The 15825-nt window shown below is 62.1% G+C and carries 11 protein-coding genes; 4 read left to right on the forward strand and 7 right to left on the reverse strand.

What is annotated here, in order from left to right:
• Position 1: 1 nt before the first annotated feature.
• The 4 genes from M2397_RS03835 to pcaC are packed head-to-tail and all read left to right on the forward strand — an operon-like array spanning position 2 to position 3914.
• A complete protein-coding gene (locus M2397_RS03835) occupies positions 2 to 1297 on the forward strand; it encodes an MFS family transporter (protein ID WP_184744411.1) in 1296 nt (431 codons plus the stop codon).
• A 10-nt stretch (positions 1298 to 1307) separates the two neighbouring features.
• A complete protein-coding gene (locus M2397_RS03840; RefSeq protein WP_259242316.1) occupies positions 1308 to 2672 on the forward strand; it encodes a 3-carboxy-cis,cis-muconate cycloisomerase in 1365 nt (454 codons plus the stop codon).
• A 10-nt stretch (positions 2673 to 2682) separates the two neighbouring features.
• Positions 2683 to 3474, forward strand: a complete 792-nt coding sequence (pcaD, locus tag M2397_RS03845) for a 3-oxoadipate enol-lactonase (protein ID WP_145334968.1) — start codon at positions 2683 to 2685, stop codon at positions 3472 to 3474.
• Between the two features lie 47 nt (positions 3475 to 3521).
• Positions 3522 to 3914 (forward strand): 4-carboxymuconolactone decarboxylase, encoded by a 393-nt coding sequence (gene pcaC, locus M2397_RS03850; protein ID WP_184744407.1) that lies wholly within the window; start codon positions 3522 to 3524, stop codon positions 3912 to 3914.
• On the opposite strand, the gene M2397_RS03855 is transcribed toward pcaC, so the two are convergent.
• The 7 genes from M2397_RS03855 to M2397_RS03885 form a co-directional block, all read right to left on the reverse strand.
• Positions 3915 to 4814 (reverse strand): polysaccharide deacetylase family protein, encoded by a 900-nt coding sequence (locus tag M2397_RS03855; RefSeq protein WP_131697179.1) that lies wholly within the window; start codon positions 4812 to 4814, stop codon positions 3915 to 3917.
• Positions 4815 to 4898: 84 nt separating this feature from the next.
• Positions 4899 to 6149 carry an OprD family porin gene (locus M2397_RS03860; RefSeq protein WP_259242317.1) on the reverse strand — a complete coding sequence of 417 codons (1251 nt, stop codon included), beginning with the start codon at positions 6147 to 6149 and terminating at the stop codon, positions 4899 to 4901.
• A gap of 153 nt (positions 6150 to 6302) precedes the next feature.
• Positions 6303 to 7910 carry a J domain-containing protein gene (locus M2397_RS03865; protein WP_167656534.1) on the reverse strand — a complete coding sequence of 536 codons (1608 nt, stop codon included), beginning with the start codon at positions 7908 to 7910 and terminating at the stop codon, positions 6303 to 6305.
• 10 nt (positions 7911 to 7920) lie between these two features.
• On the reverse strand, positions 7921 to 9618 hold the full coding sequence (locus M2397_RS03870) for a molecular chaperone HscC (RefSeq protein ID WP_131697176.1): 1698 nt from the start codon (positions 9616 to 9618) through the stop codon (positions 7921 to 7923).
• Positions 9619 to 9856: 238 nt separating this feature from the next.
• Complete coding sequence (gene adeC, locus M2397_RS03875) at positions 9857 to 11314, reverse strand: AdeC/AdeK/OprM family multidrug efflux complex outer membrane factor (protein WP_065928271.1); 1458 nt, start codon at positions 11312 to 11314, stop codon at positions 9857 to 9859.
• The gene (locus M2397_RS03880) at positions 11311 to 14472 is read right to left on the reverse strand and encodes an efflux RND transporter permease subunit (RefSeq protein WP_184744403.1); all 3162 of its coding nucleotides are present in this window, start codon (positions 14470 to 14472) and stop codon (positions 11311 to 11313) included. Before M2397_RS03880 ends, adeC begins: the two co-directional genes overlap by 4 nt.
• Positions 14473 to 14475: 3 nt before the next feature.
• Positions 14476 to 15624: an efflux RND transporter periplasmic adaptor subunit gene (locus tag M2397_RS03885; RefSeq protein ID WP_131697174.1), complete on the reverse strand. Its 1149-nt coding sequence runs from the start codon at positions 15622 to 15624 to the stop codon at positions 14476 to 14478.
• Positions 15625 to 15825 lie beyond the last annotated feature (201 nt).

A 15825-nucleotide genomic window follows, 5' to 3' on the forward strand; every position in this document is an offset into this window, starting at 1 on the left:
CATGACAACCACCACCAGTCACTACACCGGAGAAGAACGTAGCAAACGGATCTTTGCGATTGTCGGTGCCTCCTCCGGCAACCTGGTCGAATGGTTCGACTTCTACGTCTATGCCTTCTGCGCCATTTACTTCGCCCCGGCGTTTTTCCCGTCGGATGACCCCACGGTCCAACTGCTCAACACTGCTGGCGTGTTCGCCGCCGGCTTTCTGATGCGCCCCATCGGCGGCTGGCTGTTCGGCCGGGTTGCCGACAAGCACGGGCGCAAGAGTTCGATGATGATCTCGGTGCTGATGATGTGCGCCGGTTCCCTGGTCATTGCCTTTTTGCCCACCTACAAAGACATCGGCGCCTGGGCCCCGGCCTTGCTGCTGGTGGCGCGGCTGTTCCAGGGCCTGTCGGTGGGGGGCGAATATGGCACCACCGCGACCTACATGAGTGAAGTCGCGCTCAAGGGCCAGCGTGGGTTTTTCGCCTCGTTCCAGTACGTGACCCTGATCGGTGGCCAACTGTTGGCGGTGCTGGTGGTGGTGATCCTGCAACAGATCCTCACTGAAGAAGAGTTGCGCGCCTGGGGCTGGCGGATTCCGTTCGTGATCGGTGCGATTGCGGCGGTGATTTCCCTGCTGCTGCGTCGCACCCTCAAGGAAACCACCAGCAAGGAAATGCGTGAAGACAAGGACGCCGGCAGCATCGTCGCGCTGTTTCGCGACCACGGCAAAGCGTTCGTTACGGTGCTCGGCTACACCGCCGGTGGCTCGCTGATTTTCTACACCTTCACCACTTACATGCAAAAGTACCTGGTGAACACCGTGGGCATGCACGCCAAGACGTCGAGCTACATCATGACCGGCGCACTGTTCCTCTATATGTGCATGCAGCCGCTCTTCGGTATGTTGGCGGACAAGATCGGCCGACGTAATTCGATGCTCTGGTTCGCAGGCCTCGGCACCCTGTTCACGGTGCCGATCCTGCTGACCTTGAAGACCGTCACCAGCCCGTTCCTGGCGTTTGTGCTGATCACCCTGGCCCTGGCGATTGTCAGCTTCTACACCTCCATCAGCGGCCTGGTCAAAGCGGAGATGTTCCCGCCCCAGGTGCGTGCTTTGGGCGTGGGGCTGGCGTATGCGGTGGCTAATGCGGTGTTTGGTGGTTCGGCGGAAGTCGTCGCGCTGAGCCTGAAATCCATCGGCATGGAAAACACTTTCTATTGGTACGTCACCGCGATGATGGCGGTGGCTTTCCTGTTCAGCTTGCGCCTGCCGAAACAGGCGGCGTACCTGCATCACGATTTGTAAGGGATGAGTTATGACACTGCGCACGAGCAATCAACTGTTCGACGCTTACTTCACCGCTGACAGCATGGCCGAGGTGTTCTGCGACCAGGGACGCTTGCAGGGCATGCTCGATTTCGAAGCCGCGCTCGCTCGGGCGCAGGCCCAGGTGGGGGTAATCCCGCAGGCCGCCGTGGCGCCGATTGCCCAGGCGTGCCTGGCCTCGCTGTACGACGTGGATGCCCTCGGCGCGGCGATTGCCACGGCGGGGAATTCGGCGATTCCGCTGGTGAAGGCGCTGGGCAAGCTGATTGCCAGTGAGGATGCTGGGGCCGAGCGCTATGTGCACCTGGGCGCGACCAGCCAGGACGTGATGGACACCGGGCTGGTGCTGCAACTGCGGCGGGCGCTGGGGTTGATCGACACGGACCTGGCGCGTCTGGGCGACGTGCTGGCCGCCCAGGCCCAGCGTTATGCGACGACACCGTTGGCCGGGCGTACCTGGTTGCAGCACGCAACGCCGGTCACCTTGGGGATGAAGATTGCCGGTTGGCTGGGCGCGGTGACGCGCAGTCGCCAGCGCTTGGAAGAACTGAAACCGCGTTTGCTGGTGCTGCAATTCGGCGGCGCGTCGGGGACGTTGGCGGCACTCGGTGAACACGCCATGCCGGTGGCCGAGGCGCTGGCGGCTGAACTGCAACTGAGCTTGCCTGAACAACCCTGGCACACCCAGCGCGATCGTCTGGTGGAGTTTGCCGCCGTGTTGGGCCTGATCGCCGGCAGCCTCGGCAAACTGGGCCGCGATATCAGCCTGCTGATGCAAACCGAAGCGGCCGAAGTCTTCGAGCCGTCGGCGCCCGGCAAAGGCGGTTCGTCGACCATGCCCCACAAACGCAACCCGGTCGGCGCCGCCGTGCTGATCAGCACCGCCACGCGCGTGCCCGGCCTGGTGGCGACGATGTTCAGCGCCATGCCCCAGGAACACGAACGCAGCCTGGGCCTGTGGCACGCCGAATGGGAGACCTTGCCGGAGATTTGCCGCCTGGTTTCCGGTGCCCTGAAACAAGCGCTGCTGGTGAGCGAAGGGTTGGAAGTCGACCCTGGACGCATGGCCCACAACCTCGACCTGACCCAAGGCCTGGTGCTGGCAGAGGCCGTCAGTATCGTGCTTGCCCAGCGCCTGGGCCGGGAAACCGCGCACCACCTGCTGGAGCAATGCTGCAAACGCGCCGTCTCCGAGGGGCGCCACTTGCGCGCGGTGCTGGCGGACGAACCGCAGGTCACCGCCGAGCTGTCCGCCCCTGAGTTGGACCGCCTGCTCGACCCGGCCCACTATCTGGGCCAGTCAACCACCTGGGTCACTCGCGCTGTCACCGAACACTTTGCACTGACCGCCTAAGGAGAACGCTGTGGCTTTCGTACAACTCGCCGAGGGCGAACTGCATTACCAACTTGATGGCCCCGTGGATGCGCCGGTGCTGGTGCTGTCCAACTCGCTGGGCACCGACCTGCACATGTGGGACATCCAGATCCCGGCGTTGACCAAGCATTTCCGGGTGTTGCGTTTTGACACCCGTGGCCACGGTAAATCCCTGGTGACTGAGGGACCCTACAGCATCGAGCAACTGGGCCACGACGTGATCGCTCTGCTGGATGCGCTGGATATTCAGCGTGCGCATTTTTGCGGGCTGTCCATGGGCGGCTTGATCGGCCAATGGCTGGGGATTAACGCGGGTGAGCGCCTGCACCGCCTGGTGGTGTGCAACACCGCCGCCAAAATCGGCACACCGGAGATCTGGAACCCACGGATCGAGATGGTCCTGCGCGACGGCGCGGCAGCCATGGTGGCCTTGCGCGATGCATCGATTGCACGCTGGTTCACCGCCGATTTTGCGGCGGCCAGCCCGCACCAGGCCAAGCAGATCACCGACATGCTTGCCGCGACTTCGCCCCAAGGATACGCGGCCAACTGTGCCGCCGTGCGTGATGCGGATTTCCGTGAGCAGGTGTCGAAGATCAAGGCGCCAACCCTGGTGATTGCCGGCACTGAAGACGCGGTCACCCCACCGGCCGGTGGTCACTTTATCCAGCACCATGTACAGGGCGCCGAATACGCCGAGTTCTACGCCGCGCACCTGTCCAACGTACAGGCCGGTGCTGCATTCAGTGACCGGGTTATCCAGTTTCTGCTGGCCCGCTGAGGCAGCTGTTGTGGCGAGTTGAAATCTTATTGAAGCAGGAGTTTTTTGTGGACGAGAAACAACGTTATGCCGATGGCCTGCAAGTGCGCCGCGAAGTGCTGGGCGATGCCCATGTCGACCGCAGCCTCAATGCCCTGACCGAGTTCAACAGCGAGTTCCAAGAGATGATCACCCGCCACGCCTGGGGTGATATTTGGACCCGCCCCGGGCTGCCTCGGCACACCCGCAGCCTGATCACCATCGCCATGCTGATCGGCATGAACCGCAGTGAAGAGTTGAAGCTGCATTTGCGTGCGGCGGCCAGTAACGGCGTGAGCCGCGCCGAGATCAAGGAAGTACTGATGCAGAGTGCGATCTATTGCGGGATTCCGGCGGCTAATGCCACGTTTCACCTGGCGGAGTCTGTATGGGATGAGCTGGGTGTCGAGTCGCGCGAGTGATCAGTGGGAGTCTGCGTCCCACACCCAATTCCACACGCCCGGCAGATGCACGGCTTCATTCACATCTTTGACCGTACGCGCCAGCGCCGCGCGTTGCAGGGCGGCCGTATCTGTGTAGAACGGTTCGGTGGCGGTCTTCATGCCGTTGACTCGGGCGCTGTCCAGCAGGATCTGCAGGTATTCCTGCATATGCCGCGCGGTGTAGCGGTTGATGTCGTGGAAGGTCACCACCACCGGTATCACGCCGTCCACCGTGGGCAATTCGTCCAGTGCGATGCGCTCGCGCACCACCGACAGTTGTCGGTACAGGTTGGCGCGGCGGCGTGGGCTGCCGTTGAAGCCCCAGATCTTGCCGTCATTGGCGCTCAGGTCGGTCAGCAAGACCTGCATGCCATGGCGCTGGTAGGCGGCGAAGGTGCGCCGGTCGTAGTTCCAGAACGGCGGGCGCACCAGCACGGGCGGTGCGCCGGTGATCGAGGCGATATCCGCCGCGCCCTGGGTGAGGGTGCTTTCCAGTTCGGTATTGCTCAGCCAGCGATGGTTGGTATGAAACGCCGTCGCCGTATGGAACGCCAGGATATGGCCGCCCGCATACTCGCGTTCCATGGTCTTGCGCCCCCTGGAGCTGCCGCCGGAGCGGGCCGCTTCGGTCTGCAGGAAGAACACCGCCTTGATCCCCGGCAGCACCGGGTTGTGTGCCAGGTCGGCGACCACTGAACGGCTGGGGTTGTCGTAGCCCGAAGCACTGGGGCCATCGTCGAAGGTCAGCAAAAAACGGATCGGCGCCTCGGCTTGCAGGCGTTGCTCGGTCTGCGTTGTCAGGGCGATGGGCGCTCCGATACAGCCGCTGAGGCATAAGACCAGGGCAAGCACGGCGTTTGCTAAGGCAAAGGATTTCATGGTGTGCGCAGGCTCGAATAAGAGGCCGCTGCTGGGCGGATCAGCAGCGGCAGGCGCGCACGATACAGTAAGTGTCGCGCTGGATTACAGCAGACTTATCGGGTAACTGACGATCAACCGGTTTTCATCGAACTCGTTGTTGCTGTAATCGCGGCGCATGCTGGAATTGCGCCAGCGCACCATAAGGTTTTTCATCGCGCCGCTTTGCACGGTGTAGCCCAATTCGCTTTCGCGACCCCATTCCTTGCCGTCGGTGATGGTGCCCGTGTGCACGTTGCTGCCGCTGATATAGCGGTTCATCAGGGTCAGGCCCGGTACACCGAGGGCGGCGAAGTTGTAGTCGTGGCGTACTTGCCAGGATTTTTCCTCGGCGTTGTCGTAACTCGAGTTGTAGCTGTCGTTGGCGAGGGTGCCGCCGCTGGTGCCGTTGACGCGCATCCACGCGCTGTTGCCGGTGAGTTTTTGCAGGCCGACGTAGAAGGTGTTGCCGCCATACTTGGCCGAGAACAGGCCGGACCAGGTCTTGTTGTCCAGGTCGCCGGCGCGGGCGCTGCCGTCGTCCTTGCCGTAGAAGAACCCGAGGTTGGCGCCGAGGGTCCAGTCGCCCACGGGCTGGCTGTGGATCAGGTTGACGAACTGTTGGCTGTAGATGTCCTTGAGCTGGGCGTTCCACAGACCGATCTGCGTGCGTTTGTCGTTGAAGGCGTACTCGCCGCCCTGGAAGTTGAAGCGGTCCGAGGTGAACGCGGTTTTGCCGACCATCGACATGTCCGACATGCTGCTGTCGTCTCGCGGGCTGTTGGCGCGGAACTGGCCGCCGTACAGGGTCAGACCGTCGATTTCCTTCGACGTGATCTGCCCGCCGCGCAGGGTTTGCGGCAGGGAGCGGCCATCGTCCGCACGCAGGATCGGCAACACCGGCATCCATTCGCCGACCTTTACTTCGGTCTTGGAAATACGCGCCTTGAACGCCACGCCGAGACGCCCGAATTCATCCGCAGGGCGGCCATCGTGGTCCAGCGGCAACAGCTGGGTGCCACCGGTACCGCGCCCGCCATCGAGCTTCAACGAGTACAACCCCAGCACATCCACCCCGAAACCGACGGTGCCCTGGGTAAAGCCGGACTTGGCATCGAGGATGAAACTCTGCGTCCACTCCTGTGCGCCGCCCTGGGTCTTGGTCGGGTTGGTGAAATTGCGGTTGAAGAAGAAATTACGCAGGTTGAGGTTGGCGCTGGCGTCCTCCAGAAAACCGTGTTCTTCGGCGACGACGGGCATGGCAAGACTGGCGATAGTGGTGGCCAGCAGGAGCCGGCGCGGGTGAAAAGTGCTCATGGTGGTAGGCCTGTTGTTATTGGGTTTATGCAGGTGGCGGCCATGGTGCGGGGCGGTGCGGGGGCGGTTCAATCGGGGGTGGGCGGGTTGTGGGCGATGATCGAACGCAAGTTACCGGGCCTCCCTTTGTCAAGGAGGCGCCGGTTCAATGGCTCAGAGGAAGTAGAGCAGGCTCGTCCACGGGATCTCTGGCAAGTACCTCTGGCAGAGTAGGGTGACCGCTGCCATCACGGCCAGGAAAGCCACCTGCAGCGGACTCCAGTGCGCCCAATGCAAGCCGCTGACCCAAGGGTAAAAGTGCTCGACATGCTCATTCACTTTGCCGATACGCCTGCTGTGGAACAGATGGATGCCGATCATCCCCAAGTACGTCAGCATGCCTATTACGCCCAGCAACAAGCCGAACATCAGCAGCATGCCCACTTGAGGAATGCCGTGGCGCAGCACCAGCCAGTGTTGATGGGGGTTGAACCGTGACGGCAGCAAGCGCTTGCTGAGCCACAGGTCCTGGACGATCAGCTGTGATGTCAGGACCGCCCACAATTGAGTGCCACGGATGCCGATAATGGCAGGCACAAAGGTCAGTATCACGACAATGACGGCATCGCTGAGCCTATCCATTTTTGTATGGGGGGAAACGGCCAAGGCGGCTGCCAACGCCAGGCCGCCCCATACCCGTATCCAACTGTGATGGGATACCGGCCTGGGGAGGAGCTCTCGCCAAAAAAACACATTGGCCTGGGGGAGCCGCTCAACCAACTGCGGGTAGCGCCAGGTCAGGATTTCGGCCAGATGCTGACAGGCATTCCAGGCGTTACTGTCGAAGCGCTCCGTCATCTGTTTTTGTTGTGTCGCTGACATTGGCGTGAGCAGCAGGCGCGCCGCCATGGCGTCGGCGGATTTCCATGTCGTATCCTGGGCCTTGTCTTGTAAGCTGGCGTAGAAGCTTTCCTGCTCGCAACGCGACACCAATTCGCGCCACATCCACGCCGGTTCCGGGTAGACGCCTTTCTGGTCGTCCCAGCCGAAGGCCTGGCACACGCGCTCGAACAGCGGCACGCTCCATTGGGTGTCATGCAGCAGGTGTAGGACGATACGTTGCCACTGCTGTTGCAGGTCGAACACCCGCAGCCAGGGTTGGTCGTTGTACTGCGTGAGCTGGGTGATGAACTCGCGCTCGGCCTTTTGCTCCAGGAGTTCCTGCAGGGTGCGGCGGTAGTCTTGCAGCAGTTCGCCGGTCAGCGCTTCGTATTGCCAGGACGTCATCGCCACCTGCTGCCAGGGGGTCAGCCATTCCAGGTGTTGCGCGGCCCAACCGGCGATGGCGCTGCGTTCGCCCGGTGCTTCGAAACAATGGCGCAACAGGCCGGCCTGGAACGCATCGGTGCAGCCCTGTTGCCGAGCCTGGGCCCAGCGTTCATCGAGGTTACGCGCGTTGAGGCCGTCGAGCAGAGCCTGGGCCGGGTCGGGTGTGTGGGCTTCGAAGGGCGCAGGGCTGACGGGGCTGATGTTCATCAGTTCGGCCAGGTCATTCAGGTTTCCGTAGACCGCGTCGGCCACGGGCGCCTGGATGCGTTCTGCCTCTTCGTTATCAGCCCGCCAGCGTGCTTCACTCAGCGCGTGTTCATAGGCTTCGCGCAGGCGCTGGAAGCCTTGGGCATCGTCGTCCGGGCGGCAGCTTTTCAGCAGCCGCGCATAGCTGCGCTTGATGCTGCGCTCGTCGGCGTCATCCGGCAGTTGCAGTACGGTCCAGCAATCCATCGGTGTTCCCTCAGCGCCAGAACCCGTTGTCGAGTTGCTCAAGTTGACGGGTCAGTTCGCTGCGCGCTTCGCGGATGCGGCGTTCGTCCTGGGTGTCGAGTACCTGCTGGAACTGCGCCGCCCAATGGCCGAGCTGTTCGCGCAGCTCGCCGAGGTTTTCCTGGTAGAGCCGTTCGAGGCGGGCGACGAGCACGGTGTTGACCTGCTGGTCGCGTGGGTGGACCTTCAATTGCGCCAGGGCTTGCAGGCGTTGCTGGATCTCCTGCGGGTTGAGCACGCCGGGGTTGTTCTCGATCACCAGCGAATGCTGCTCGCCGGTCAGCGGGATATTCACCTGGGCTTCCAGCAGGCCGTTGTTGTCGTAGGTGAAACGCACGTCCAGGGACACTTCACCGGCCTTGCGCTTGGGCACGGGAATATCCAGTTGGCCCAGCTCAATGTTGTCTTTGACCAGGCGGCTTTCGCCTTGGTAGATCTTCAGCAGCACGCGGGTCTGGTCGTCGTGCAGGGTGACCACACTTTTGACCCGGCTCACCGGCACGCTGCTGTTGCGTTCGATCAACGGCAGGTAATGGCCGCTTTCGATATGGCCGCCGTACTGGTTCGAGGTTTCGATGCCCAGGGTGTAGGGGCAGACGTCGGTCAGCACCACTTCTTCGAGGGCGGCGGAGCGCGCCTTGAGCGCGGCCTGGATCGCCGCGCCGTGGGCGACCACCTGGTCGGGATCGAGGCTGATGGAGGGGAAGCGCCCGAACAGGCCGGCGGCGAGTTTGCGTACCAGCGGCATGCGCGTGGTGCCGCCCACCAATAGGATTTCATCCAGGTCGCCGACCCGAATCCGCGCATCGCGCAGGGCGCGTTCGATCGGCGCGCGCAAGCGCTCCAGCAGCGGGGTGTAGAGCTTGGCCAACTCCTGTTGGGTGACGGTTTTAACCCATTGCTGGCCGTCGACACGCAGGGCGAACTCAGCACTGTCATCCTGGCCCAGGGCTTTGCGCACGCGCTCGGCTTCGCGGCGCAGGGCTTGCAGCACAGTGCGGGTGGGCGGGAAACCTGTGGCGTTACGTTGGCTGTCGACAAAGTGTTCGAGCAACAGGGTGTCGAAGTCTTCGCCACCGAGGAAGTTGTCGCCGGCGCTGGCGCGGACCTCCATCACGCCGTCGAACAACTCGATGATCGACACGTCAAAGGTGCCACCGCCGAGGTCGAAGACCAGGAACGAGGTTTCTTTATCACGCTGATGCAGGCCGTAGGCCAGGGCCGCTGCGGTCGGTTCGTTGATCAGTTTCTCAACGGTGAGCCCCGCCAGTTCACCGGCGATGCGCGTGGCCTTGCGTTGGCCGTCGCTGAAGTAGGCGGGCACGCTGATCACTGCGTCGGTGACGGTTTGGCCGTAGGTACGCTCGATGTCCTCCTTGAGGCTTTTGAGCACCAACGCCGAGAGTTCTTCGGGGCGGAACGAGCGGTCGCCCAGGCGCACTTCGGTGGCGCTGCCCATGTAGCGCTTGAACAGCGAGGTGGTCAGGTGCGGGTGGGTGTGCAGGCGCTCTTTGGCGGCCTGGCCTACCAGGACACGGCCTTGGTCATCCAGCCCGACCACGCTGGGGGTCAGCAACTGGCCCAGGGCATTGGGCACCATTTCGGCGGCATCACCGCGCCAGACGGCTGCGAGACTGTTTGTGGTCCCCAAGTCGATTCCTACGATCATTACGACAAGCTCCCTCTGTGGTCTGTAAGAATCTGTGACAGATTTTACCCTGAAAGGTTGAGCGCAAAGCAAGGCGGGAGAGTTTTGTGGCGAGCGGGCTTGCCCCGCGTTGGGCTGCGAAGCAGCCCCAAACCAAGCCCGCTGTCACAAAAACATTCTGGCTATCGCAAAGCACCGATGACCTGGCATAAAAAAACCGCTTCCAGTAAAGGAAGCGGTTTTGATTACAACGGCGCTATCAGAACAACTTCAACGCCGGTGCTTCTTCTTTCAGCGGTTCGTTCTTCGCGGTCTGCTCGTTCCAGCCACCGCCGAGGGCCTTGTACAGGTTGACCTCGCTGGTCAGCTGCGCCAGGCGGTCGGTGATCAGCGATTGCTGGGCACTGAACAGTTGGCGCTGGGCGTCGAGGAAGGTCAGGTTGCTGTCGACACCGATGCGGTAGCGACGCTCGGCCAGGCGGTAGTAATCCTGGTTGGCCGCGACGAAGCCACGCTGGGCTTCCAGCTGCTGCTTGTAGGTCTCACGCGCGGCGAGGCCGTCGGAGACTTCCTGGAAGCCGGTCTGGATCGCCTTCTCGTAGTTCGCCACGTTGATCTCTTTCTGGATCTTCGAGTAGTCCAGGCTGGCGCGCAGGCTGCCGGCGTTGAAGATCGGGATGTTGATCTGCGGGGCGAACGACCAGGTGCCCGAACCGCCTTTAAACAGGCCGCCCAGGGTAGGGCTGGCGGTGCCGGCGCTGGCGGTCAGGCTGATGCTCGGGAAGAACGCTGCACGGGCCGCACCGATGTTGGCGTTGGCGGCCTTGAGGTTGTACTCGGCCTGCACGATGTCGGGACGACGTTGCAGGAGGTCCGAGGGCAAGCCGGCCGGGACGTCGCTGAGCAGGTCATCCGACAGCGGCTTGCTGGCGATATTCGCTGGCAGGCCGGTGCCCAGCAGCAGGGTCAGGCTGTTTTCGTCCTGGGCCACCTGGCGGGTATAGCGCGCCAGTGCTACGCGGGCGTTTTCCACCGAGGTGCGCGCCTGGCTGAGGTCGAGGGCCGAGGCCACGCCGACTTCGTTGCTGCGCGAGGTCAGCTTGAAGCTCTGCTCGTACGCACCCAGGGTGTCCTGGGTCAGCTTGAGCAGTTCCTTGTCGGCCTGCCAGGTCAGGTAGGCATTCGCCACACTGGCCACCAGGCTGATCTGGGTGCTGCGCCGCGCTTCTTCAGTGGCGAAGTACTTTTGCAGGGCTTCTTCACTCAGGCTGCGCACACGACCGAACAGGTCCAGCTCATAAGAACTGATCCCGAGGCCGGCCGAGTACTGGCTGGTGATGGTCGATTCGCCGGTCTGCGACAGCTTGGCCGGGGTGCGCGAACGGCTTCCGCTGCCCGTGGCCGATACGGCCGGGAACAGGTCGGCACGCTGGATCTGGTACTGCGCCGCATAGGCGTCGATGTTCAGGGCCGCGACACGCAGGTCACGGTTGTTCACCAGCGCGGTCTGGATCAGCTGTTGCAGGGCAGGGTCATGGAAAAACTGCTTCCAGCCCTGCTCGGCGGCGGCCTGGCCCGGCGCCTGGGCCGACGAATACGCCGGCCCCTGTGGGAACTGAGCTGCCACCGGCGCTTCAGGGCGCTGGTAGTCAGGGATCAGCGAGCAGCCACTGAGCACGAATGCCGTGACGGCTAAGGAAAGTAGCGACTTGCTCATTGGCCAGCCTCTTTAGAAGTGTGCTTAGGTTCAGTCTTTTTACGTTCGCCCATGGCGGACACAGTTGCGAAGAACAGTGGCACCCAGAAGATCGCCAATACCGTGGCCGTGATCATACCGCCAATTACGCCGGTACCGATCGCGTGCTGGCTGCCTGAGCCGGCGCCCGAGGAGATCGCCAGCGGCAATACGCCGAGGACGAACGCCATGGAGGTCATGATGATCGGCCGCAGACGCATCCGGGAAGCCTCGATGGCGGCTTCGACGATGCCTTTGCCTTGCTCGTGGAGCTCCTTGGCGAACTCGACGATCAGAATGGCGTTCTTCGCCGCCAGGCCCACCGTTACCAACAAGCCCACCTGGAAGAACACGTCGTTGGACAAGCCGCGCATGCTGGTGGCGATCAACGCACCCACCACGCCCAGTGGAACCACCAGGATTACTGCGATCGGGATCGACCAGCTTTCGTACAGCGCCGCGAGGCACAGGAACACCACCAGCAGCGACAGCGCATACAGCGCCGGCGCCTGGGAGCCGGACAGACGTTCTTCATACGACAGGCCCGTCCAGGCATAGCCCACGCCCGCCGGCAATTGCTTGGCGATGCGTTCAACTTCGGCCATGGCGTCACCGGTACTGTAGCCGGGTGCCGGGGTACCGAGGATTTCCATCGCCGCTACACCGTTATAACGCGAGAGCTTCGGCGAGCCGTAGATCCACTTGCCCGAGGCGATGGCCGACAACGGCACCATCTTCCCGGAGTCGCTGCGCACGTACCATTTGTTCAGGTCTTCCGGGGACATCCGGCTGGCGGCTTCACCCTGCACGTACACCTTCTTCACTCGACCACGGTCGATGAAGTCGTTGACGTAGCTGCCACCCAAGGCAATCGCCAGGGTCTGGTTGATGTTCGACAGCGTGATGCCTTGGGCGCTGGCCTTCTCGTCATCCACGGTGAGCTCGTATTGCGGCTCATCGTTTACGCCGTTGGGGCGCACACCGGCCAGGATCTTGCTCTGGGCAGCCATGCCCAGGAACTGGTTACGCGCAGCCATCAGTTTTTCATGGCCGACACCGCCCTGGTCTTGCAGGAACACGTCGAAACCGGTGGCGTTACCGAGTTCCAGTACAGACGGCGGCACAATGGCAAACACCATGGCGTCCTGGAAGGTCTGCATGAAGTAACCCTGGGCACGCTTGGCAATCTCGAATACCGAGGTGGAAGCATCACGCTCGTCCCACGGCTTGAGCATCACGAAGGCCAGGCCCGAACTCTGGCCACGACCGGCGAAGTTGAAGCCGTTTACGGTAAACACCGATTTCACGCCTTTGCCTTCGCCTGGCTCGCCTTCCTTGTCATTGAGCAGGTAGGCGCGCATATCGTCGATGACTTTTTGCGTACGTTCAGCCGACGAACCTACCGGGGTCTGCACCTGGGCAAAGATCACACCCTGGTCTTCATCGGGCAGGAACGCAGCCGGGATGCGCATGAACAGCCAGATCATGCCGGCGATGATCAGCGCGTACACCAGGAACGCCGGGATCTTGTGCTTGATCATGTTACCCACGCCGCGCTCGTAGCTGAGGACGCCACGGTCGAAGGTGCGGTTGAACCAGCCGAAGAAACCGCGCTTGGGTTGGCCGTGCTTCTCCGGATCGATCGGCTTGAGCATGGTGGCGCACAGGGCCGGGGTGAAGATCAGCGCAACCAGTACCGACAACGCCATGGCCGAAACGATGGTGATGGAGAACTGTTTGTAGATCACACCGGTGGAGCCGCCGAAGAACGCCATCGGCAACAGTACCGCCGACAGCACCAGGGCAATACCCACCAGGGCGCCCTGGATCTGGCCCATGGACTTGACCGTCGCTTCTTTCGGCGACAGGTGTTCCTCGGCCATTACCCGCTCGACGTTCTCCACCACGACGATGGCGTCGTCCACCAGCAAGCCGATGGCCAGGATCATGCCGAACATGGTCAGGGTATTGATGGTGAAACCAAATGCCGCGAGGATCCCGAAGGTACCCAGCAATACCACCGGTACGGTCATGGTGGTGATGATGGTGGCACGGAAGTTCTGCAGGAACAGGAACATCACCAGGAACACCAGCACGATCGCTTCGACCAGGGTGTGTACCACACCGGAAATCGATTCGGTCACGACCGGGGTGGTGTCATATGGCACCACCGCCTTCATGCCAGGCGGGAAGAACGGTTCCAGGGACGCCACGGTGGCACGAATGGCCTTGGCGGTGTCCAGGGCGTTGGCGCCCGATGCGAGCTTGATCGCCATACCGGAAGCCGGGTTGCCGTTGAACTGCGCACTGATGCTGTAGTTCTGGCCGCCGAGTTCGATGCGGGCAACGTCATGCAGGCGAACCTGGGAGCCGTCGGCATTGACCTTCATCAGGATATTGCCGAACTGCTCCGCCGTTTGCAGGCGGGTCTTGCCGATGATGGTCGCGTTCAGCTGGTTGCCGGGCAGGGCAGGCAGGCCGCCCAGTTGACCGGTGGCCACCTGGACGTTCTGCGCAGAGATGGCGGTGCTGACATCGACCGGCGTGAGCTGGAAGTTGTTCAGCTTGGCCGGGTCCAGCCAGATACGCATGGCGTACTGCGAACCGAATACCTGGAAGTCACCCACACCCGCAGTCCGGGAAATCGGGTCCTGGATGTTGGAAACGATGTAGTTGGACAGGTCATCCTTGGTCATGCTGCCGTCTTCCGACACCAGACCGATTACCATCAGGAAGTTCTTCACCGACTTGGTTACGCGGATACCCTGCTGCTGCACTTCTTGCGGCAGCAGTGGGGTCGCCAGGTTGAGCTTGTTCTGCACCTGAACCTGGGCGATGTCCGGGTTGGTACCTTGGTTGAACGTCGCGGTGATGGTCATGCTGCCGTCGGAGTTACTGTCCGAGGCCACATAACGCAGGTTGTCGATACCGTTGAGCTGTTGCTCGATGACCTGCACCACGGTGTCCTGCACGGTTTGTGCAGACGCGCCTGGGTAGGTCACCTGGATGTCGATGGCGGTTGGCGCGATGGCCGGGTATTGGTTGATGGGCAACTTCAGGATCGACAGTGCCCCGACCAGCATGATCACCAGGGCAATTACCCAGGCGAAAATGGGACGGTCGATAAAAAATTTCGACATGGATTACTCCCCCTGGCCAGGCGCGGCAGCAGGAGCAGCGGCGGAACCGGCGGGCTTGGCGTTGTCAGCCTCCTTGACCTTGACCTCCACACCCGGCTTGACGTATTGCAAGCCTTCGGTGATCACGCGGTCACCGGCGTTCAGGCCTTTTTCAACCAGCCAGTAGGCGCCGGCGGTGCGGTTGGCCACCAGTACACGCTGCTCGACCTTGTTGTCGGCGTTGACCACCAGTGCCGTCGGGATGCCCTTGAGGTCGCGGGTCACGCCTTGCTGTGGTGCGAGGATGGCCTTGCTGTTCACGCCGGCTTGCAGCTGGGCGTGTACGAACATGCCCGGCAGCAGGGTGTGGTCAGGGTTGGGGAACACGGCGCGCAGGGTCACGGAGCCGGTGGTCTGGTCGACCGAGACTTCGGAGAATTCCAGCTTGCCGTCGTGGCCGTAGTCGCTGCCGTCTTCCAGGGTCAGCTTGACCTTGGCGGCATTGGCGCCGGCTTTTTCCAGTTGGCCGCTTTCCAGGTCGCGGCGCAGTTTCAGCATTTCAGCCGAAGACTGCGTGACGTCGACGTAGATCGGGTCCAGTTGCTGGATCACGGCCATGGCATCGGCCTGGCCATTGCTGACCAGCGCGCCTTCGGTCACCGAAGAACGGCCGATACGCCCGGAGATCGGCGCGAACACTTTGGTGTAGCGCACGTTGATCTGGGCGGTTTGAACGTTTGCTTCCGCAGTCATGCGGTTGGCCACGGCGGTGTCGTATTCCTGGCGGCTGACGGCTTGCTCATCGACCAACTGCTTGTAGCGGTCGGAGATGGACTTGGTCTGGGTCAGGCTGGCTTGTGCGCTTTTCAGCGTGGCGTCATAGACCGACGGGTCGATCTGATAGAGCTGCTGGCCTTCCTTCACATCCGCGCCTTCCTTGAACAGGCGCTTGAGAATGATGCCGTTGACCTGTGGGCGAACTTCCGCGATGCGGTAGGCGGTGGTGCGGCCTGGCAGCTCGGACGTCAGGGTATAGGCTTGCGGTTGAATGGTGACCACGCCGACCTGAGGGGCTTGAGCGGGCGGAGCCGCTTCTTCCTTTTTACATCCGCTGAGCAGCGATGCCAGGGCGACGGCAGTGACCAGAGCGGTAACAGCTGGCTTAAGTTGCATGAAGATCCTCGGGTCAGGCGCGCAGGGTGCGCACAAGAAGGGTGGAAGGGTAAAAAACAAGCCGTGAGTGGATAAGTAGCTTGCTACGCAATATACTTACGTTCATGGTTGTTTGTAAACTCTTGACAGGTTTTGCGCAATGCTTACAAAGCATCGTCAAAAGCCTCGATTTTAGTACGTTCGGCGCCCATGACGGTGCCG

It is taken from the genome of Pseudomonas sp. BIGb0381 (assembly GCF_024809815.1).
GTDB lineage: Bacteria > Pseudomonadota > Gammaproteobacteria > Pseudomonadales > Pseudomonadaceae > Aquipseudomonas.

Bases quoted from the DNA above. Each gene is read 5' to 3' on its own strand.
- M2397_RS03870 (WP_131697176.1), bottom strand. From the start codon at position 9,618: ATGATCGTAGGAATCGACTTGGGGACCACAAACAGTCTCGCAGCCGTC.
- M2397_RS03885 (WP_131697174.1), bottom strand. From the start codon at position 15,624: ATGCAACTTAAGCCAGCTGTTACCGCTCTGGTCACTGCCGTCGCCCTG.
- M2397_RS03835 (WP_184744411.1), top strand. From the start codon at position 2: ATGACAACCACCACCAGTCACTACACCGGAGAAGAACGTAGCAAACGG.
- M2397_RS03860 (WP_259242317.1), bottom strand. From the start codon at position 6,149: ATGAGCACTTTTCACCCGCGCCGGCTCCTGCTGGCCACCACTATCGCC.
- adeC (WP_065928271.1), bottom strand. From the start codon at position 11,314: ATGAGCAAGTCGCTACTTTCCTTAGCCGTCACGGCATTCGTGCTCAGT.
- M2397_RS03855 (WP_131697179.1), bottom strand. From the start codon at position 4,814: ATGAAATCCTTTGCCTTAGCAAACGCCGTGCTTGCCCTGGTCTTATGC.
- M2397_RS03865 (WP_167656534.1), bottom strand. From the start codon at position 7,910: ATGGATTGCTGGACCGTACTGCAACTGCCGGATGACGCCGACGAGCGC.
- M2397_RS03840 (WP_259242316.1), top strand. From the start codon at position 1,308: ATGACACTGCGCACGAGCAATCAACTGTTCGACGCTTACTTCACCGCT.
- M2397_RS03880 (WP_184744403.1), bottom strand. From the start codon at position 14,472: ATGTCGAAATTTTTTATCGACCGTCCCATTTTCGCCTGGGTAATTGCC.